The organism is Microbispora sp. KK1-11 (genome assembly GCF_006874435.1).
Classification (GTDB): Bacteria; Actinomycetota; Actinomycetes; order Streptosporangiales; family Streptosporangiaceae; genus Microbispora; species Microbispora catharanthi.
Map to the genome: position 1 here is coordinate 405,758 of NZ_VIRJ01000002.1, position 19,318 is coordinate 425,075.

17 protein-coding genes and 1 tRNA gene are annotated in these 19,318 nt (G+C 71.6%); 8 read left to right on the forward strand and 10 right to left on the reverse strand.

Features of this window, described 5'->3' with window-relative positions; genetic code table 11:
• Positions 1–209: 209 nt before the first annotated feature.
• Entirely contained in the window at positions 210–2,135 is a 1,926-nt protein-coding gene (locus tag FLW16_RS04755; RefSeq protein WP_142557949.1) for a Xaa-Pro dipeptidyl-peptidase, read from the forward strand.
• Between the two features lie 290 nt (positions 2,136–2,425).
• Complete coding sequence (locus FLW16_RS04760; RefSeq protein ID WP_142557951.1) at positions 2,426–3,697, forward strand: endonuclease Q family protein; 1,272 nt, start codon at positions 2,426–2,428, stop codon at positions 3,695–3,697.
• On the opposite strand, the gene FLW16_RS04765 is transcribed toward FLW16_RS04760, so the two are convergent.
• Positions 3,688–4,608, reverse strand: a complete 921-nt coding sequence (locus FLW16_RS04765; protein ID WP_142557953.1) for an oxidoreductase — start codon at positions 4,606–4,608, stop codon at positions 3,688–3,690. The two genes, FLW16_RS04760 and FLW16_RS04765, sit on opposite strands and share 10 nt — an antisense overlap.
• Before the next feature lie 101 nt (positions 4,609–4,709).
• Here FLW16_RS04765 and FLW16_RS04770 point away from each other — a divergent pair, with 101 nt between their 5' ends.
• A complete protein-coding gene (locus FLW16_RS04770; RefSeq protein ID WP_142557955.1) occupies positions 4,710–5,639 on the forward strand; it encodes a helix-turn-helix transcriptional regulator in 930 nt (309 codons plus the stop codon).
• Between the two features lie 45 nt (positions 5,640–5,684).
• Here the strand turns inward: FLW16_RS04770 and FLW16_RS04775 are convergent, their stop codons facing one another.
• Positions 5,685–6,947 carry an alpha/beta hydrolase gene (locus FLW16_RS04775; protein ID WP_142557957.1) on the reverse strand — a complete coding sequence of 421 codons (1,263 nt, stop codon included), beginning with the start codon at positions 6,945–6,947 and terminating at the stop codon, positions 5,685–5,687.
• Positions 6,948–7,118: 171 nt separating this feature from the next.
• Positions 7,119–7,192: transfer RNA gene (locus FLW16_RS04780), tRNA-Lys, on the reverse strand.
• An 89-nt stretch (positions 7,193–7,281) separates the two neighbouring features.
• Here FLW16_RS04780 and FLW16_RS04785 point away from each other — a divergent pair.
• Both FLW16_RS04785 and FLW16_RS04790 read left to right on the forward strand, forming a co-directional pair.
• Positions 7,282–8,130 (forward strand): MoxR family ATPase, encoded by an 849-nt coding sequence (locus FLW16_RS04785; protein ID WP_142557959.1) that lies wholly within the window; start codon positions 7,282–7,284, stop codon positions 8,128–8,130.
• Complete coding sequence (locus FLW16_RS04790) at positions 8,127–9,482, forward strand: VWA domain-containing protein (RefSeq protein WP_142557961.1); 1,356 nt, start codon at positions 8,127–8,129, stop codon at positions 9,480–9,482. The genes FLW16_RS04785 and FLW16_RS04790 overlap by 4 nt, the downstream gene beginning before the upstream one ends.
• Before the next feature lie 60 nt (positions 9,483–9,542).
• Here FLW16_RS04790 and FLW16_RS04795 read toward each other — a convergent pair whose 3' ends face one another.
• Positions 9,543–10,310, reverse strand: coding sequence for a nuclease-related domain-containing protein (locus tag FLW16_RS04795; protein ID WP_142557963.1), 768 nt, complete (start codon positions 10,308–10,310; stop codon positions 9,543–9,545).
• 152 nt (positions 10,311–10,462) lie between these two features.
• Between FLW16_RS04795 and FLW16_RS04800 the strand changes: the two genes are divergently transcribed.
• Positions 10,463–11,128 carry a TetR/AcrR family transcriptional regulator gene (locus FLW16_RS04800; protein WP_142557965.1) on the forward strand — a complete coding sequence of 222 codons (666 nt, stop codon included), beginning with the start codon at positions 10,463–10,465 and terminating at the stop codon, positions 11,126–11,128.
• A 15-nt stretch (positions 11,129–11,143) separates the two neighbouring features.
• On the opposite strand, the gene FLW16_RS04805 is transcribed toward FLW16_RS04800, so the two are convergent.
• From FLW16_RS04805 to FLW16_RS04820, 4 genes are read right to left on the reverse strand one after another with little or no spacing between them, the layout of a single operon-like run.
• A complete protein-coding gene (locus tag FLW16_RS04805) occupies positions 11,144–12,316 on the reverse strand; it encodes an acyl-CoA dehydrogenase family protein (protein WP_142557967.1) in 1,173 nt (390 codons plus the stop codon).
• Positions 12,313–13,485 carry an acyl-CoA dehydrogenase family protein gene (locus tag FLW16_RS04810; protein ID WP_142557969.1) on the reverse strand — a complete coding sequence of 391 codons (1,173 nt, stop codon included), beginning with the start codon at positions 13,483–13,485 and terminating at the stop codon, positions 12,313–12,315. The genes FLW16_RS04805 and FLW16_RS04810 overlap by 4 nt, the downstream gene beginning before the upstream one ends.
• 6 nt (positions 13,486–13,491) lie before the next feature.
• Positions 13,492–14,697, reverse strand: a complete 1,206-nt coding sequence (locus FLW16_RS04815) for an acyl-CoA dehydrogenase family protein (protein WP_142557971.1) — start codon at positions 14,695–14,697, stop codon at positions 13,492–13,494.
• Positions 14,697–15,647, reverse strand: coding sequence for a phosphotransferase family protein (locus FLW16_RS04820; protein WP_142557973.1), 951 nt, complete (start codon positions 15,645–15,647; stop codon positions 14,697–14,699). Before FLW16_RS04820 ends, FLW16_RS04815 begins: the two co-directional genes overlap by 1 nt.
• A gap of 119 nt (positions 15,648–15,766) precedes the next feature.
• Between FLW16_RS04820 and FLW16_RS04825 the strand changes: the two genes are divergently transcribed.
• A complete protein-coding gene (locus FLW16_RS04825; protein WP_142557975.1) occupies positions 15,767–16,345 on the forward strand; it encodes a GNAT family N-acetyltransferase in 579 nt (192 codons plus the stop codon).
• Here the strand turns inward: FLW16_RS04825 and FLW16_RS04830 are convergent.
• Positions 16,342–16,974, reverse strand: coding sequence for a TetR/AcrR family transcriptional regulator (locus FLW16_RS04830; protein ID WP_142557978.1), 633 nt, complete (start codon positions 16,972–16,974; stop codon positions 16,342–16,344). The two genes, FLW16_RS04825 and FLW16_RS04830, sit on opposite strands and share 4 nt — an antisense overlap.
• 68 nt (positions 16,975–17,042) lie before the next feature.
• Between FLW16_RS04830 and FLW16_RS04835 the strand changes: the two genes are divergently transcribed.
• On the forward strand, positions 17,043–18,179 hold the full coding sequence (locus tag FLW16_RS04835; protein WP_142557980.1) for an FAD-dependent monooxygenase: 1,137 nt from the start codon (positions 17,043–17,045) through the stop codon (positions 18,177–18,179).
• A 30-nt stretch (positions 18,180–18,209) separates the two neighbouring features.
• Here the strand turns inward: FLW16_RS04835 and FLW16_RS04840 are convergent, their stop codons facing one another.
• Entirely contained in the window at positions 18,210–19,097 is an 888-nt protein-coding gene (locus FLW16_RS04840) for a DMT family transporter (protein ID WP_142557982.1), read from the reverse strand.
• Positions 19,098–19,318: the final 221 nt, after the last annotated feature.

Consider the following 19,318-nt stretch of genomic DNA (forward strand, 5'->3'; position numbering starts at 1 on the left):
AACGCGTAGAACGTTCTCACCGGGATGATGAGAAGGTTCTCAATCCCTCCGGGGAGCAGTCAAGGGTTCGTGGCGTTTTTTGCCCCACTCACGCCACCTGTGTCACACCACAGGACCAAGGTGATGTCGATCACATAAAGGGATCTTGTCGGCATACAGGCACGCATGGAGATTTGCGGAGGATTCCACACCCCCTCTGGAGGCTCTCCGTGCTGTTACGAGCAGCCATCGCCGCGGTCGCCGTGACCGCGATCGGCGCGGTCCCGGCCCACGCGGCCACCGGCCCGGCCATCACCGTCGACCAGGGACAGACCCAGCCGGTCTTCTCCTACGCCGACGCCGTCCGCGAGCACGTCTACGTCGAGTCGAGCGTCGACAGCGACTCCGACGGCCGCCTCGACCGGGTCAGGGTCGACATCATCAGGCCCAGGGAGTCGGGGCCCGGGCTCAAGGTGCCGACGATCATCGACGAGAGCCCCTACTACGACAACTCCGGGCGCGGCAACGAGTCCGAGCGCAAGGTGTACGACGCGGCGGGCGAGCCCGCCAAGTTCCCGCTGTTCTACGACAACTACTTCGTGCCGCGCGGGTACGCCGTACTCAACGTCGACATGGTCGGCACCACGAAGTCCGACGGCTGCCCCGACGTGGGCGGCAAGGCCGACGTGCTGGGCGGCAAGGCGGTCGTCGACTGGCTGAACGGCCGCGCCCCCGCCTACCACGACGACGGCTCCCCCGCGGTGGCCGACTGGAGCACCGGCAAGGCCGGCATGATCGGCAAGTCGTACGACGGCACGCTGGCCAACGCGGTCGCGGCGACCGGGGTCGAGGGCCTGGAGACGATCGTCCCGATCTCCGCCATCAGCTCCTGGTACAAGTACCAGCGCTCCAACGGCGTCATCTACAACTACAACTACATGTCGTACCTGTCCCGGGCCGTCGACACCGACCCGGCCGCCAAGTGCGCGGCGAAGCGGGCTCAGCTGGACGTCGACGCCGACGACACCACGGGCAACTACAACGGCTTCTGGGCCGAGCGCGACTACGTCGCCGGGTCGCTCGGCGACGCGTCGAAGGTGCACGCCAGCGTCTTCGTCGTGCACACGGTCAACGACCTCAACGTCAAGCCCGACAACTTCTCGGTGTGGTGGCAGGCGCTCGCCGACCGGAACGTGCCGCGCAAGATCTGGGTCGGCCAGTATCAGCACGTGGACCCCTTCGACTTCGAGGGTCGCCGCGACCTGTGGGTCGACACGCTGCACCGCTGGTTCGACCGCTGGCTGCTCGGCGTGGACAACGGGATCATGGAGGAGCCCCGCGCCGACGTGCAGGTCGGCCCGGCCGAGTGGATCACGCAGCGCGACTGGCCGACGCCTGCCGCCTCGACCCACTTCTTCCGCCCGTCCGCCGACGGTTCGCTGAACCTCAACCCCGGCAAGAACGGCGAGACCGCGAGCTTCACCGACGTCCGCCAGTCGGAGGACGCGATGGTCGCCGACGCCGGCACGGCCAAGCCAGGACGGGTCGCCTTCACCACCGGTGAGCTCCCGCGCGACCTGCGCATGTCGGGCACGCCCGAGGTGGACCTGCGGGTCTCGCTCGACAAGCCGACCTCGAACCTGACCGCGCTTCTCGTCGACTTCGGCGAGGACACCCGGGTCGACTGGCGCCGTGGACAGGGCATCACCACCCTCGCCCAGGAGGACTGCCACGGCGACAGCACCGCCGCCGACGACGCCTGCTACCGGAAGGTCGTCACCAACCTGGCCACGCGGCCGCTCGAGGTCGTGGCCCGCGGCTGGATCGACGCGCAGAACCGCGACTCGCTCTCCGAGTCTTCGCCGCTGACCCCCGGCACGTACGCGCAGGTCACGTGGAAGACGCTGCCGCAGGAGTACGTCTTCAAGAAGGGCCACAGGATCGGGCTGGTGATCGCCGGCACCGACTCGAACTACAGCGGCGAGCGGGCCACCGGCACGACCGTCACCATCGACCTGCACAAGAGCCGGGTGGAGATTCCGCTCGTGCTCGGTGTCGGCCACGCGCTGAACGGCGGCGACATTCCCAAGGACAAGGGCACCTGGCACGGCCCCCAGCAGATCGACCTGCCGGTGCCGGACAACAGGCTCTACTGATCCCCTGATCGTCTGGTGACGCGGCGCCGGGACCCTCGTCCCGGCGCCGCGTCCGAGCGGTTCAGGAGTCCCCGCCTTCGTCGTAGTGTGATCGCATGACCGAGATCGTCGTGGACGACGGCTCATGGACGGTCGACGTCGAGGCGGTGCCGAGGAGTTCAGCACGGCGAAGAAGGCGCTGCTGGACCGCATCGCCGAACTGTAGGCGCCGGTCGCCGGCGGCGGGCGTTTGGATCTCCTCTGGGCGGCAACCTGGTAGATCCAGGGTAAAACCGACGGGAGAGGTCACCGTGCGTTTCCACGCCGACCTGCACATGCACTCCAGGTACGCCTACGCGTGCAGCAAGAACAGCGACCTGGAGCAGCTGACCTGGTGGGCCCGGCGCAAGGGCGTCACGCTCATGGGCACGGGCGACTTCACCCACCCGGCCTGGCTCGACCGGTTGCGTACGACTCTCGTGCCGGCCGAGCCTGGGCTGTTCCGGCTGCGCGACGACCTCGACCGGGAGGTCGCCGCGACGCTGCCGGACAGCGTGGCCGCCGCACCCGTGCGGTACATGCTGTCGGTGGAGATCTCCACCGTCTACTCCCAGGGCGGCCGCTCCCGGAAGATCCACCACCTCGTCTACCTGCCCGGATTCGACCAGGTCGAGGAGTTCGACCGCGGCCTCGCCAAGGTCGCCGACCTCGGGGTGGACGGCCGGCCCACCGTACGCATGAGCTCCCGCGACCTGTTGGAGGCCGTCCTGGCCTGCGGCGAGGGCGCCTACCTGGTGCCGGCGCACGTCTGGACGCCGTGGTTCGGCATGCTCGGCTCGAAATCGGGGTTCGACAGCATCGAGGAGTGCTTCGGCGACCTCACCGAGCACGTCTTCGCGCTGGAGACCGGCCTGTCCGCCGACCCCGCCATGATGTGGCAGGTCTCCGGCCTCGACGGATATCGGCTGGTCAGCTACTCGGACGCCCACTCGCCGCCCATCGTCGGCCGCGAGACCACGATCTTCGAGACCGACCTGGACTACTTCGCGATCGAGCGGGCTCTGCGCACCGGCGCCGGCCTGTGCGGCACGACCGAGTTCTTCCCGGAGGCGGGCAAATACCACGTCGACGGCCACCGCAAGTGCCACGTGCGGCTCGACCCGGAGCAGACGCGCAAGCTCGGCGGCCTCTGCCCGATATGCGGCAGGAAGCTCACGGTCGGCGTGCTGAGCAGGGTCGAGGACCTCGCGGACCGCCCTGCGGGCAGAAGTCCGCGCGGCGCGGCGGGCTTCCGCAACCTCGTCCCGCTCCCGGATCTCGTGGCCGAGACGCTGGGCGTGGGCCCGAAGAGCAAGAAGGTGGGCGCGGAGACCGACAGGCTCGTGGCCGCGCTCGGGCCCGAGCTCGCGATAGCCGGCGACCTCCCCCTCGACGACATCGCCGCCCACTCACCGCGGCTCGCCGAGGCGATCGGCCGCCTGCGGAACGGCCACGTGGCCAAGGACCCCGGCTACGACGGCGAGTTCGGCCATATCCGCACCCTCGGCCCGACGGCTTTCCAGCCGGGCGGGGGTCAGAGGTAGGTGATGCCGGTCAGGGCCTCGGCGGCGGTCCACAGGCGCCGCCCGACGGCGGGGTCGGCCGCCTCCGCGCTGGGGCGGACCTCCACGACCCGGCCACGCATCTCCAGGAAGCCGGACGGTCCGAAGAACTGACCGCCGCGCACATCGGGTCCGGTCGCGGCGAAGAGCTGGGGCAAGGCCCCCCGCTCGGCCGGCTGCGTCACCAGCAGCCCGCCTCGGGCGAAGATCTGCCCGATCCGGCCGCGGTGCTCCCAGGCCCGGGGGGTGAGGTTGCTCCTGGACAGCCCGGGATGGGCGACGACGCTGACGACCGGTGAGCCGGCGGCGCGCAGGCGGCGGTCGAGTTCGAGGCCGAAGACGGTGGTGGCGAGTTTGGAGCGGCCGTACGCGCGACTGGCGTTGAAGTCGCGCCGCGACATCAGGTCGTCGAAGTCGAGGTGGGCGTTCTTGTGGGTGATCGAGCTGAGACTGACGACCCGTGCGGCGTCCGCCCGGCCGAGGTTGTCGAGCAGCAGGCCGGTGAGGGCGAAGTGGCCCAGCATGTTGGTGCCCATCTGAAGCTCGAAGCCGTCGGCCGTCGTGCGGGCGGGGCCGAGGAGGACCACGCCGGCGTTGTTGACCAGCAGATCGATCGCCGGAAAGTCGGCGGCCAGGTCCTTCGCGAACGCGTGCACCGACGCGAGCGCGGCCAGGTCGAGCTCACGCACCTCGATCTCGGCCCGTGGCACGGAGCGCCGGATCGCCTCGGCCTCCCGCTCGGCGGCGACGGTGTTGCGCACGGCCATCACGACGTGTGCCCCGTGCCGGGCGAGTTCGGTCGCGGTGACCAGGCCGAGTCCCGAGTTCGCGCCGGTGACGACGGCGACCCGGCCGTGCTGATCGGGGATGTGGCTGGCGTTCCAATTGGTCATGGCGACGACGCTAGGACGGGGTCGCCGGAATTCGGTCGCACGCGTCTGCCTGGGAATGCCAGACCTACCTTCGGCGTGGACCGCACCGGCAGACTGTCGTTATGGCCGTCAACCACGCGTATGCCCGTGAGCTCGGTGACTTCCTGCGTGCCCGGCGCGGCCGGTTGCGCCCGCAGGACGTCGGCCTGGAGCCTGGGCCCCGGCGCAAGGTGGCCGGCCTGCGGCGCGAGGAGGTCGCGCTGCTGGCCGGGCTGAGCACCGATTACTACCAGCGCATGGAGCAGGGCCGTGAGGTGCGGCCCTCCGACGAGGTGCTCGACGCCATCGCCTCCGCGCTGGACCTCGGCGACGAGGAACGCCGCCACCTGTTCACCCTCGCCCGGGCGGCACGCCGGCCGGCGGCCGTCCGCACGCGCCGCGCCCCGGAACGCGTGCCGGACAGCACCCGGCGCCTGCTGCACGTCATGAGCACTCCCGCGGTCGTGCTCGGCCGGCACCTCGACGTGCTCGCGTGGAACACGCTCGCCGAGGCGCTGCTCGGCGATCCGGACAGCCTGCCGCCGGGGCGGCGGAACATGCTCATGGCGCTGTTCGAGGATCCCGGAACCCGGGCGCGCTGCCCCGACTGGGAGACCACCGCCCTGCAGTACATCGGTATGCTTCGGGCCGCCGTCGCGACCGACCCGACCCACCCGCGCGCCACGACGATCATCGGCGAGCTCAGCATCCGCAGCGCGGACTTCCGCCGGCTCTGGGCCCGGCACGAGGTGCGTGAGACGGTCCACGGGACGAAGCTGTTCCGGCACCCCCAGGTCGGCGACATCACCCTCGACTGGGACGTCTATCCCCTGCCCGGCGATCCCGGACCTGTCCTGCTCGTCTACACGGCCGAGCCCGGCACCGCCGACGACGAACGAATCCGGCTGCTCGCGTCCCTGCACGCCACCCGGGCAGCGCGGAAGGCCCAGGCAGAACCGCCTGGGCCCTCCGACGTGATGCGCCGCCAGGGACTCGAACCCCGGACCCGCTGATCACGAGTCGTTTCCAACCCCCGTAATCCCAGCCGTCAACCCGCTCTATGTGCAGGTCTTCGTTTCCGGCGAGCAGAACCGGACCTCGGGGTAGCGCACCGAGGGCCTGTCCAGCAGGGGCTGTGGCCTACCGCCCAGGTGCAGGTCGAAGAAGGCTCGGACGTACCTGCGGGTGATGTCCACGGAGCGGCTTCCGGCGAGCTCGCTGCCGAGGTCGACGCCGATCTGCTGGGCCAGCAGGTCGTAGTCGCTGAAGGACGGGTGTACCGCTCCGGCCACCACGAGCCAGCGCTTCCATCCGGTCAGGTGTTCCCAGTCGCGGTCCCATGTGGCGTCCTCGCCGCCCGGGCTGTGCAACGGCTGGCCCAGGAACAGGAACGGGCGCGCCACCCCGCTCGCGGGGATCGGGGCGAACATGAGGCCGTCCATGTTGATTCCGGCGCGTACCCGGGAGTCCTTCAGCATCGTTTCGGCGGCGCTCGCGCCTCCGAGGGACGTGCCCGCCATCGCGATCCGGGACGCGTCGATCAGCGAAGCGCCCTTCCACCTGGCATGTGGACCGGTCAGCTGATCGATCACGAAGGAGACGTCGACCGCCCGGTTCTCCACCGCTTTCTCCCCGAAGTCGTCGACGCCTTCGAGTTCGCATGCGGCGCAGGTGACGAGCCGCCCGTCGGGGAATGTGGTGGCGAAGGTCTCGTACGTGTGGTCGATGCCGGCCACCACGTAGCCTCTGCTCGCCAGTTCCTCGGCCAGGGCGGTGAGCGAGCTTCGGGGGTCGGTGAAGCCGGGAGAGAGCACGACAAGGGGAAGGGTGTGTCCACGTCCCGCCGGCTCCGCGCCGCTGAACGCGTGGGTCCGCGTTCTGCTCAGCACGTCGGGCGGCACGCCCGTCACCCCTTTGCCCTTCAGGATGAGCTCCGACTCCTTGGGCGTCACGTAGGGCGCACGCCGTCCGCTCCGGGACCTCGCCGGATACCAGAGGGAGACCATGAGCTCCCTCGACTTGGCCTCGGGAACCCAGGGGTCGGGGCGCGAGGTGTCGTTCAGACGCAGGGACGTCGTGCCGACCGGATGGGGACCGGTCGGCTCGGGCAGGTACGGCGTGCTGCTCGGCGTGCCCGAAGAGCCGGCGGGGGCTTTTCCGGAAGAGGCGGACGCCGGCGTCCAGGAGGCGGCGACCGTGAGGGTGAGCAGTCCTGCGACCGCGGCCAGGCCGGCCCGCAGAATCGGAGTCCGGAGCGTCGGCTTTCCACTGCTCCGGCGACGGCCGGCTCTCGGCGCAGCATGCGGATCTTCGTATGGCATGGCTTGATCCTGCGAGGCCCGGGCCTGGCGCGGTATCGGCCGAAGGTGCGGTCGGCGCCTGTTCGGATAGCACTTTCGGCCGGTTCGGGGCGCCGGCCGGTCGCCGACGCCGAGACGATCGGCAGACAAAGAAAGCCCAGGCCGGATGACCGGCCTGGGCTTTCGACAGGGTGCGCCGCCAGGGACTCGAACCCCGGACCCGCTGATTAAGAGTCAGCTGCTCTAACCAACTGAGCTAGCGGCGCAGAGCTCTTAGAGGTTATCGCACACCTCAGAGCGGTCAAAATCGGGCTAGGGTAGAACAACATTCGGTTATCAGCGGTTGGGAGCGCACATGTGGTTCGCCTCGCCTGACGAGGTCCGGGGGCGGCTGACGGCCGTCGACTACCTTGCCGACGACGGCATCGCGACATCGGTGTTCCTGGCGGGAGCGCTGGGCAAGCCGCTGCTGGCCGAGGGACCGGCGGGGGTGGGCAAGACCCAGCTCGCCAAGGCCGTCGCGGAGGCCACCGGCGCGCGGCTCATCCGGCTGCAGTGCTACGAGGGCCTGGACGAGGCGCGGGCGCTGTACGAGTGGAACTACAAGAAGCAACTGCTGCGCATCCAGGCCGACGACGGCGCCTGGGACGACATCTTCTCCGAGGAGTTCCTGCTGGAACGCCCCCTCCTGAAGGCGATCAGGAGCGAGGAGCCCACGGTGCTGCTCATCGACGAGACCGACAAGGCCGACGTCGAGGTGGAGGGGCTGCTGCTGGAGATCCTGTCCGACTACCAGATCACGATCCCCGAGCTGGGCACGATCACCGCCACGCGCCGGCCGTACGTCGTGCTGACCTCGAACGCGACCCGGGAGCTGTCGGAGGCGCTCAAGCGGCGCTGCCTCTATCTCCACCTCGACTACCCCACGCCCGAACGGGAGCGCGACATCCTGCTCGCCCAGGTGCCCGGGCTGCCCGCGAGCATCGCCGACCAGCTCGCCCGTACGGTGGCCACGCTCCGGGCGCTGGAGCTGAAGAAGTCGCCGTCGATCGCGGAGACCGTCGACTGGGCGCACACCCTGCTCGCGCTGGGCCGCACCGAGCTGGACGAGGCGCTGATCGGCCAGACGCTGGGCGTGGTGCTCAAGCACAACTCCGACCAGGTGCGGGCCGCCAAGGAGCTCGGCCTGCCGTCCCGGTCATGACGACTCCGGCGTCCCTCGTGGACCGGCACGTGGGGTTCGTCCACGCCCTGCGGGAGGCCGGGCTGCCGGTCTCCCCGGCCGAGGGGCTGGACGCGGCCCACGCGCTCATGGTCGTCGACCTGGCCGAGCGGGAGACGCTGCGTGAGGCGTACGCCGCGACGCTGGTGAAGCGGCCCGCGCACCGGCCGGGGTTCGACCTGCTCTTCGACCTGTGGTTCCCACCGGTGATCACCGGTGCCGAAGGCACCGCCGTCGCCGGGGACGCCGAGCTGCCGGAGCTGCGCGAGCGGCTGGCGGAGCTGCTGACGGGCGATCCGGCCGATCCCGCGTTCCGGGAGTTCGCCCGGGCGATGGTGGGGCGGTTCGGGCAGGTCCAGGCCGCCCCCGGCAGGCAGTCGTGGTTCTCCTTCCCGGTGCTGCGCGCGCTGTCGCCGGAGACGCTGGTGGCCCGGATGCTGACGGCCATGCTCGACGAACGCGGCGGCCTGCCGGAGAAGGTCGCCCGGCGGCACATCTCGCGGACCATCGAGGCGTTCACGGAGGCGGTCGCCTCCGACGTACGCCGCAGGATCGCCGAGGAGTCGGGCATCGAGAAGATCGCCAGGTCGGCGGTCCGGCCGCCGATCGACCAGGTCGACTTCCTGCGCGCGACCAAGGAGGAGCTGGCCCGGCTGCGCCGGGAGGTCTACCCCCTCGCCCGCCGCCTGGCCACCCGGCTGTCGATCAGGCAGAAGCGGGGGCGGCGCGGGCGGCTCGACTTCCGGCGCACCGTGCGGGCCTCGCTGTCCACGGGCGGGGTGCCGCTCACCACCCATATGCGCCCGCCCCGCCCCCACCGGCCCGAGCTGGTCGTGTTGTGCGACGCCAGCGACTCGGTCTCCACGTTCTCGCACTTCACGCTGTTGCTGACGTTCGCGCTGCGGGAGCAGTTCACCAAGGTGCGGGCGTTCGCGTTCGTGGACACGGTGGACGAGATCACGGACCTGTTCGCCCCGGGTGCGGACGTGCTGGACGCCATCGCCCGGCTGACGGAGGAGGCCGACATCGTCAGGTTCGGCCGCACCGACTACGGCCACGTCTTCGAGCGCTTCGCCGAACGCTTCCCCGACGCCGTGGGCCCCCGGACGTCGCTGCTGATCCTGGGCGACGCCAGGTCCAACTACCAGGTCCCGGCGCTGGGCACGCTGAAGCGGCTGGCCGGGCAGGCCAGGCACGCCTACTGGCTCAACCCCGAACCCCGGGCCCAGTGGGACACCGGGGACTCCCTCGCCACGCCGTACGGCTCGGTCGTCCCCATGCACGAGTGCCGCAACGTCGCCCAGCTCGCCGCGTTCGTCGAGACACTGGCCTGACAGACACTGGCCTGAATCGAGACCCTTCGCCTGAATCGATTCCGGCCCGCGTCCGCGTGCTCAGCTCATGCGGCGCAGGATGCGGGCCGCCGTACGGGCCAGCAACTCGATCTGCTCCTCGGTGAACTCGGTGGAACCGTGGGTGCGGATCCAGCGGGCCACCCTGCCCGGGTAGGCGACGGTCAGCCCCTCCCCGTGCAGCACGCCTCCCCTGGCCTTGATCTTCCCGCCGTGCACGGCGAGCACCGGGGCGATCGAGACCTCGATGCCGGTCTCCTTGGTCAGCAGCGCGGCCATCGACCCGGCGGCGGAGATGAGGCCCTTGGCGACCGAGGTGCCGAACTTCTCGTCGAAGAACAGGCGCTCGCCGTACCGCGCGATCAGGGTGTCGGGCGACCACGCCTCGTTGTCCACGATCCACAGGCCGCCCGGCCCGATGACGAGGTGGTCGATCGACGCCTCGCCGGGCACGGCCCGGCCGTCCATCACCCGGTAGCCGTGCCGGCGCAGCCCGAGACGCAGCAGCCGTCCGGTGCGCACCTCGCCGCGGCGCTTGCCCCGCCACACCGCCGTACGCTCGTGCAGCCGCCAGGCGATGAACAGGTCCGTGCCGCCCGCGAGGGCGGCCAGGCCGAGGCCGGCGGCGAACATGTTCAGCCCGAGCCGCGGGCCCACCAGGTTGCCGATGACGAACCCCGCGAAGGCGACCGCGGCCCGCACCCGGATCCGGTTCTTGCGTCCGGCGAACCAGAACGTCTCGTACAGGTTCTGCGGCGAGGCGCCGGTGAACTTCTCGTCCCTCGGGACGTAAATGGACCCATTGGGCACGCGAACCCCCCACACTAGGCATGCGGCTTTCTCCGGGATACCCGAGCGGGAATCCCAACCCTCCTAAGGTGAGGGAAGTAGCGCAATTACGCCAGTGCCGACACTTGACCGACCAGTCGGTATGCTTGACTCGAGAGACGAAGGAGGTCGGCATGGCCCGCCGCGCAGCTGGAGAGCACCGCGTAGCCGGAGGGCGCCGCGCAACGGGTGATCGCGTGAACGGGGAGCGCCCCGCCAACGGATCCCTGGAGGAGCCGGTGCGCCAGCGCCTGCTCGCCGAGGCCACCCGGCTGTTCGCCGAGCGGGGTTTCGAGAGCACGTCGGTGCAGGAGATCGTCGCGGCGGCCGGCGTCACCAAGGGCGCCATGTACCACTACTTCGACTCCAAGGACGACCTGCTCCACGAGATCTACGCCCGGGTGCTGCGCCTGCAGATGGAGCGCCTCAACCGGTTCGCCGACGCGGAGGGCCCGGTGGCCGACCGGCTGCACGCGGCGGCGACCGACGTGGTGGTGACCACCGTCGACAACCTGGACGACTCCAAGATCTTCTTCAGGTCGATGCACCAGCTCGCGCCGGAGACGTACAAGAGCGTGCGGGCCGAGCGGCGGCGCTACCACGAGCGGTTCCGCGACCTCGTCGTCGAGGGGCAGCGCGACGGCGTCTTCCGCGACGACATCCCCGCCGAGATGGTGGTCGACTTCTTCTTCGGCTCGGTGCACCACCTCGGCACCTGGTATCACCCCGACGGCCCGCTGACCGGCCAGGAGGTCGGCCGCCACTTCGCCGACCTCCTGCTCAACTCGCTGCGACCCTGACCCCGGAAACACAGCTCACGCGGGCGCCGGGACGTCCGCAGGACCGGCCAGCGCCTCACGGTGGTCGCCCGGCGTCCCCAGCGCGATCTGGTCGGCCTTGGCCCGCTTGAGGTAGAGGTGCGCCGGGTGCTCCCAGGTCATCCCGATGCCGCCGTGGAGCTGCACGCACTCCTCGGCGGCGTGCACCGCCACCGCTCCGCAGTGGGCCTGCGCCACCGCGACGGCCACCGCCGCGTCGTCGCCGAGCGGCCCCGCCGCGGGCGCCTCCGCCAGCAGGGCGGCCGCGTTGCGGGCCGCCGCCCTGGCCCCCACGACCTCCAGCCACAGGTCGGCAAGCCGGTGCTTGACCGCCTGGAACGACCCCACCGGCCGGGCGAACTGCCTGCGTTCCTTCACGTACGCGACCGTCGTGGTGAGGCACCACTCGGCGACGCCGAGCTGTTCCGAGGCGAGCAGCCCGGCGCCGCGCACCAGGGCCTCCCACACCCACGGCACCTCCAGCCCGTCGGCCCTCGCGACGACCCGCGCCGGCGCCGACGCGAACGACACGGTCGCGACGGGCCGGGTCAGGTCGAGCGAGGTGACCGGCGTCACCCGGACCGCAGGGGACGCCTCCACCGCGCACAGCACCACGCACTGTTCCATGCCCTGCGCCAGCCGCACCGGGACGAGCAGGACGTCGGCGACCTCCGCGCCGATCACCCCGGTGACCGTGCCGGTCACCGTGCCGTCCTCTCCGAGGGTCGCCACCGGAGCCGGCGGCGCGTACGGCGAGGCGGCGAACGACACCGCGAGCGCCGCCGTCGCCTCCCCGGCGGCCAGCCGTCCCAGCAGCTCGCCCGCCGCCTCTCCCCCGGCCACCAGAAGGGCCTGGGTGGCGAGGACGGCGCTGCTCAGGAACGGCACGGGAGCCACGGCGCGGCCCAGCTCCTCCAGCACGACGGCGGCCTCGCGGGCCGAAGCGCCGCCATTGCGGGAGGCGGAGCCGCCGAGCTCCTCGGGGATCAGCAGCCCCGCCACGCCGATGTCGCGGGCCAGCGCCTTCCACAGCTCCGCGTCGTACGGCGTGCCGCCCGCCGCGGCCGAGTCAGCACGGTCGAGCACGGCGGACGGGGAGCACTTGCCGGCGAGCAGGTCGCGCACGGCGGCCCGCAGCTCCTCCTCCACCTCCGTGTACAGCAGCGTCATCGGGGGAGGTCCTTCCAGGCGACGTCCTTGTCGGCGCGCGGCTCGGCGGGCAGGCCGAGGACGCGTTCGGCGATGATGTTGCGCAGGATCTCGGAGGTGCCGCCCTCGATCGAGTTGCCCTTGGCGCGCAGGTAGCGGTAGCCGGCCTCCCGGCCGATGAAGTCGACCTTGTCGGGGCGGCGGAACGTCCAGTCGTCGTAGGCCAGGCCGTCCTCGCGCAGCATCTCGACCTCGATGCCGGACAGCTCCTGGTGCAGCCGGGCGAAGGCCAGCTTCATGCCCGACCCCTCCGGCCCCGGATGCCCGGCGGCGAGCTGCTCGCGCAGCCGTACGGCCGTCAGGCGCATGACCTCCGAGTCGACCCAGAGCTTGAGCAGCCGCTGGTGCAGGTCGTGGGTGCGCAGCTCGGGCCGGGAACGCCAGGTCTCGGCGACGAGGCCCATCATCGTGCGCCGGGCGGGGGCGCCGCCGATGGCCACCCGCTCGTTCATCAGCGTGGTCTGCGCGACCCGCCAGCCGTCGCCCACCTCGCCCAGCCGCAGCGCGTCGGGCAGCCGAACCCCGGTGAGGAAGACCTCGTTGAACTCGGCCTCACCGGTGATCTGGCGCAGCGGGCGCACCTCGACGCCGGGGGCGTGCATGTCGCACACGAAGTAGGTCAGCCCGCGGTGCTTGGGCACGCCCGGGTCGGTGCGGGCCACGAGGATGCCCCAGCGGGCGGTGTGCGCGCTCGACGTCCACACCTTCTGGCCGTCCACCACCCACTCGTCGCCCTCGCGTACGGCGCGGGTGGCCAGCGTGGCGAGGTCGGAACCGGCGCCGGGCTCGCTGAACAGCTGGCACCACACCTCCTCGCCCGTCCACAGCGGCCGCAGGAAGCGCTTCTTCTGCTCCTCGGTGCCGAACGCGAGGATCGTCGGGGCGGCCATGCCGAGGCCGATGCCGATCCGGCCCGGCTGGTTGTCGGGCGTGCCCTTCAGCTCCCGGTCGGCCACGGCCTGCAGATCCCGGGGCGCGCCGAGCCCGCCGAGCCCCTCGGGGAAGTGCACCCAGGCCAGCCCGGCGTCGAACCGGGCGCGCAGGAACTCCAGGCGGTCCATGGTCGCCGGGTCGTGCTGCGCGAGGAAGGCTCTGGCGTGCTCGGCGACCGACGCCTCATCCCATGCCACGACACATCACCCCATGTATTTCTTGAGCTCGCGGTAGGCCAGCGACCGCTTGTGGACCTCGTCGGGGCCGTCGGCGAACCGCAGCGAGCGCGCGCCCGCCCACAGCGCCGCCAGCGGGAAGTCCTGGCTGACCCCGCCGGCGCCGTGCGCCTGGATGGCCTTGTCCAGGATCCACTCCACCGTCGCCGGACCGGCGATCTTGATGGCCTGGATCTCGGTGTGCGCGCCCTTGTTGCCGACCGTGTCCATCAGCCAGGCCGTCTTCAGCACCAGCAGGCGCAGTTGCTCGATGCGCACCCGCGACTCGGCGATCCAGTCCTGGATCACTCCCTGCCGGGCCAGCGGCTTGCCGAACGCCTCCCGCGTCAGCACCCGGCGGCACATCAGCTCGACGGCCCGCTCGGCCATGCCGATGAGCCGCATGCAGTGGTGGATGCGCCCCGGCCCGAGCCGCGCCTGGGCGATGGCGAAACCGCCGCCCTCCTCGCCGATCAGGTTGTCCACCGGCACGCGGACGTCCTCGAACACCACCTCGGCGTGGCCGCCGTGGTCGGCGTCGTCGTAGCCGAAGACCGTCATGCCGCGCCGTACGGTGAGACCGGGGGTGTCGCGCGGGACGAGCACCATGCTCTGCTGACGGTGCTTGGGCGCCTCGGGATCGGTCTTGCCCATCACGATGAAGACCCGGCAGCCGGGGTTCATCGCGCCGGTGATGAACCACTTGCGGCCGTTGATGACGTACTCCCCGCCGTCCCTCCTGATGGAGGTCGCGATGTTCGCCGCGTCGGAGGAGGCGACGTCGGGCTCGGTCATCGCGAAGGCCGACCTGATCTCCCCGGCCAGCAGCGGCTCCAGGTACTCCTTGCGCTGCCACTCGCTGCCGAACTCCGCCAGCAGCTCCATGTTGCCGGTGTCGGGGGCGGCGCAGTTGGTGGCGGGCGGCGCGATGGCGGGCGACCTGCCCATGATCTCCGCGAGCGGAGCGTATTGAAGGTTGGTCAGCCCCGCGCCGTGCTCTCCTGGAAGGAAGAGGTTCCACAGGCCGCGCGAGCGGGCCTCGGCCTTGAGGTCCTCCAGCATCGGCGGCGGACTCCAACCGCTGCCTGCCGCCTGTTCGTGGAAGGCGTGCTCGGCCGGGTAGACGCACTCGTCCATGAACTCCAGCAGCCGTTCCCGGTAGCGGTTCGTGGTCGCGTCGAACCCGAAGTCCATCAGACCTCCATCAGCCCGCGGGCGACGATCGGGGCGACCTGGTCACCGACCTCGGCGAAGCCCTCCCCCACCGTGAGCCCCTTCGTGTATCGGAAATGGATGCCCTCGGCGATCACCGCGAGCTTGAAGCAGGCGAGGCCGACGTACCAGCCGAGCCGGGACAGGTCGCGGCCGGACGCCTCCCCGTAGTGGGCGGCCAGTTCGGAGCTGGGCGGCACCTCCCCGGCCGAGCCCCGGTCGAGCGAGGAGACCTCGCCGTACAGGAGGAACAGCGCCAGGTCGGTGAGCGGGTCGCCGAGCGTGGACATCTCCCAGTCGAGCACGGCCCGCACCTCGCCGTCGGCGACGAGCGTGTTGCCCAGCTTGAAGTCGCCGTGCACGATCGCCGGCTCGCCGGAGGCGGGCACGTCGCGGGCGAGCCGCTCGTAGAGGTCGTCGATGCCGGGCACCTCGCGGCTGCGCGAGGCGTCGAGCTGCCGCTTCCACCGGGCGACCTGCCGCCCCAGGAAGCCGTCGGGCCTGCCGAAGTCGCCCAGGCCCACGCTCTCGGGGGTGATCGAGTGCAGCGCGGCCAGCACGTCCATCAGTCCGTGGGCGAGGGCCGGGGTGAGCGGCGGCTGCCCGCCCACGACGTACTCCATCACGTAGAAGGGCGCGCCGACGATCTCGGGGTCGCGGCAGAGGTGGTAGGTGCGCGGCACCGGGACGCCGGTGTCCTGAAGCGCGCTCATGACCCGGTATTCGCGGCCCATGTCGTGCGCCGTCGCCAGGACGTGCCCGAGCGGCGGCCGCCGCACGACGTACGTGCTCGTGCCGTCCCTGACGACGTACGTCAGATTGGACTTGCCGCCCACGATCAGCTCCGCGGTGAGCGGCCCTTCGGTCAGGCCCTCGCGCTGGAGGTGCTCGGCGAGGCGGGTGAGGTCGAGGCCGGGCGGGTCAGCGTTCACGCCGTCAGCGTACCGACCAGACGGTATGTGTGTCGACACGGTCACGGCCAAGTGGTCCTCGCCGTTCCGCCCCAAGTGGCCATCCGCTCGCAGCGTACGTCGCCGATAACGTCGGGCGCATGACCGCGAAGATGCCCGCGCCGGCCGTGCTCGACGGCAGCGCCGTACGCCTTGAGCCGCTCGCCCCCGGCCACGTGCCCGACCTGTTCCTCGCCGCGCAGGACGAGGAGGTCTGGCGACACCGGACGGAACCCGTGCCGCAGACCGAGGAGGACATGCGCCGTCTGGTGGACAAGCTGCTCGCCGACCCGCGCACCACGCAGTTCGCGGTGGTACTCAAGGAGACCGGCCGGGCGATCGGCTCGACCGGCTACTGGGACGTCGGCGACTTCGACGAGAGCGTGGAGATCGGCTCCACGTGGTATGGCAGGGCCTACTGGCGCACCGCCGTCAACACCGAGTGCAAGGTCCTGCTGCTCGACCACGCCTTCACTCTGGGGTTCGTCCGCGTGGTGCTGAAGACCGACATCCGCAACCTGCGGTCGCAGGCGGCCATCGAGCGCATCGGCGGAGTGCGGGAGGGCGTGCTCCGGCGGCAGTACCGCCGCGCGGACGGCACCTGGCGCGACAGCCCCCTGTATTCGATCCTCGACGACGAGTGGCCTGCCCACCGCGCCCGCCTGCTGGCCGCCCGTTAGACGGGACCTTCTCGCGAGCGTCCTCCGGTCAGCCGGAGCGGCCCGCCTCGCGCCCCCATGCCCTGGAGAAGCTCCCGGAAGGCGGCGTCGAGTTCTTCGAGGGTCGGCACACCCCCCGCCCCCACGACCGCGTCGAACAGCATCCCTTCGACGTAGGCGACCATCTGCCGGCCATGCCGCACCGGATCGGGCGAGCCGGCGGCGGCCAGCACCGCGACGGCCTGCTCCCGGAACCGGCGCCCCACCTCGTCGTAGATCTTGCGCAGCTCGGGGCGCCGGCTCGCCTCCAGCGCCAGCTCGTACCGCGCGATCGTGGTCTCCCGGTGCACGGTGATCGCCGCGTGGATCGTCCTCGCCAGGAGATCCGCCAGCCGGGCCACCTCGCCCACGCCCTCGGGCACCCCGCCGTCCGGTGGCGTCGCGGCGGTGAACACGGCCTCCTCGCGCTGGGTGAGCCGGGCCAGCGCGAGCTCCAGCAGCGCCGCCCGCGTGCGCGCGTGGTTCGAGGTGGAGCCCGGCGGCAGCCCCGCGGCCTCGTCCACCGCCCGATGGGTGAGGCCGCGCATGCCCCGCTCGGCCAGGATCGCGATGGCCGCGTCCGCGACGACGACCGCCCGCTGACTGCTCACCCCCTCATCGTAGAGGCGGACTACAGGCGTAGTACGCTCACTACAGCTGTAGTGACGAGGAGGCGGGCATGGCGCACGCGGTGGTGATCGGGGCGGGCATCGGCGGGCTGACGGCGGCCCTCGCCCTGGCGCGCAAGGACTGGTCGGTGACGGTCCTGGAACAGGCGGCCTCGATCGAGCCGGTGGGCGCCGGGCTGGCGGTCGCGCCCAACGCGCTCCGGGCGCTCGACGTGATCGGCGTCGGGGACGAGGTCAGAAGGCTCGCCGCCATTCAGGGCCAGAGCGGGATCCGGGTGCCGGACGGCCGATGGCTGTCGCGGATCACCGCCGAGGACGCCGCCGCCCGGTATGGCGACCCCATCGTGCTGCTCACCCGGTCGGCGCTGGTCGGCATCCTCGCCGGACGCCTGCCGCAGGGCGCCCTGCGGGTGGACACTCGGGTCGAGTCCGTCGACCCCGCGACCGGCCGCGTCACCGTGCCGGGAGCGGAGACGATCGAGGCCGACCTGGTCGTGGCGGCCGACGGAATCCGGTCCCGGACCCGCTCGGCTCTGTTCCCCGGGCATCCCGCACCGGTCTACGCGGGCGTGACGAGCTGGCGGGCGATCGTGCCGCTGCCCGGCGTGACCGGCGCGTCCGAGACCTGGGGGCGCGGGCTGATCTTCGGGGTCATGCCGCTCGCGGGCGGCCGGGTGTACTGCTACGCCACCGCGGCGGTTCCGGCGGGCCTGCGCGCGGCGGACGAGAGAGACGAGCTGCTCCGGTTGTTCGGCCGCTGGCACGACCCGATCCCGGCCCTGCTGGACGCCGCCGACCCCGCGGCGGTGCTCCGCCACGACATCCACTCCCTCGACGCCCCGCTGCCCGCCTTCCACGCGGGACGGGTCGCGCTGATGGGCGACGCGGCCCACCCCATGACGCCCAACCTCGGGCAGGGGGCCTGCCAGGCCATGGAGGACGCCGTCGTGCTCGCCGAGCGCGTCTCACCTCGGGGCGACCTGGCCGCGGGGCTGGCCGTCTACAGCAGGGAACGGCTGGCACGGACGACGCCGATCGTGCGGAGGTCGCGGGCGATCGGCCGGCTCACCCGGTGGCGCAACCCGCCGGCGGTCGCTCTGCGCGACGGCGCGATGCGGGCGGCGGGCCGGTTCGGGCCCGGGGTCGCGTTGCGTCAGGGCGACCAGATCTTCGCCTGGTCGCCCTGAACAGGCCGAGGAGATCGGCGGCCGCGGATGTCAGGCCGCCTCGGACGCGACCACCGGGTCGCCGATCCTGCCCGGCTCGGCCGGTGCGGCGGCGGGCTTGGAATGGTCGGGGGCGAGGCGGCCGAGCGTGATCGTCCCGGCGATCAGCAGGCCGGCCGCGAGCAGCGCGGGGATCGCCTTGTCCACTTCGGTGGGCAGCGACTCGCCCAGCAGGACCGCTCCGGCGGTGACCGAGGTGATGGGGTCGACGACCTGGACCCCGGCGTAGGCGATGCCGAAATAGCCCACGGCGTACGACTTCTGCAGCAGCACCACCGCGCAGACCAGCAGCACCGGGATGGCCAGGGTGAACCAGTGGAGCAGGTGACCGAGGTCTCCTTGGAGCCCGCCGCCGACGACCCGGACGAACGTGGACACGGTCGCGGTGACCGCTCCGGCGCCGACCGCCATCAGCAGCGCCTTCGCCGGGCCCCTCAGCCGGCGCGCCACGGTGAACGTGACGGCGACCACGAGGGCGACGCAGCCGATCAGCTCCAGGGCGTGCGCGTCGGACAGGACCGGGGTCACGTTGTGCGCCGGGACCAGCAGCATCAGGCCGAGCAGGCCGACCGCCACCGCGATCGACCCGGCGATCTCGGCCCGGCGCGGGCGTCTGCCGTGCAGCGTCGCGGCGAGCGGCACCGCGAACACGAGGGTCGCCACGCTCACAGGCTGGACGACGACCAGCGGAGCCAGGCTGAGCGCCACCGCGTGCAGGGACGCCCCGGTGAAACCGATGACCCCGCCGATCCACCAGCGGGGCCTTCTGACGAGAGCGAGGGTGGCCCCCTCGCTCACCGCTTCGAACTGCTGCAGCGCCGCGCCCAGGGCGTATCCCAGCGCGCCGACGAGGGCGATGGCCACTCCCACCCAGGTCATGCGCGCCCGCCGGCGTGTCGAGAAATCACCACGCAAGCTTAGTGGGACTCGGCACGCGCCACGGGAGCCCGCGACACAAGTGGGGCTTTACGGGCAGATCCCGGGATCCGCGACCGGCGTGGGTCCCGGGAACGAGCGGTGTGCGGGCTCAGTCGACGCCGCTGCTTCACGACCGTGTTCTCGGTCACCCAGGTGGCCGACAGCCCGCCCTCCTTCACCCA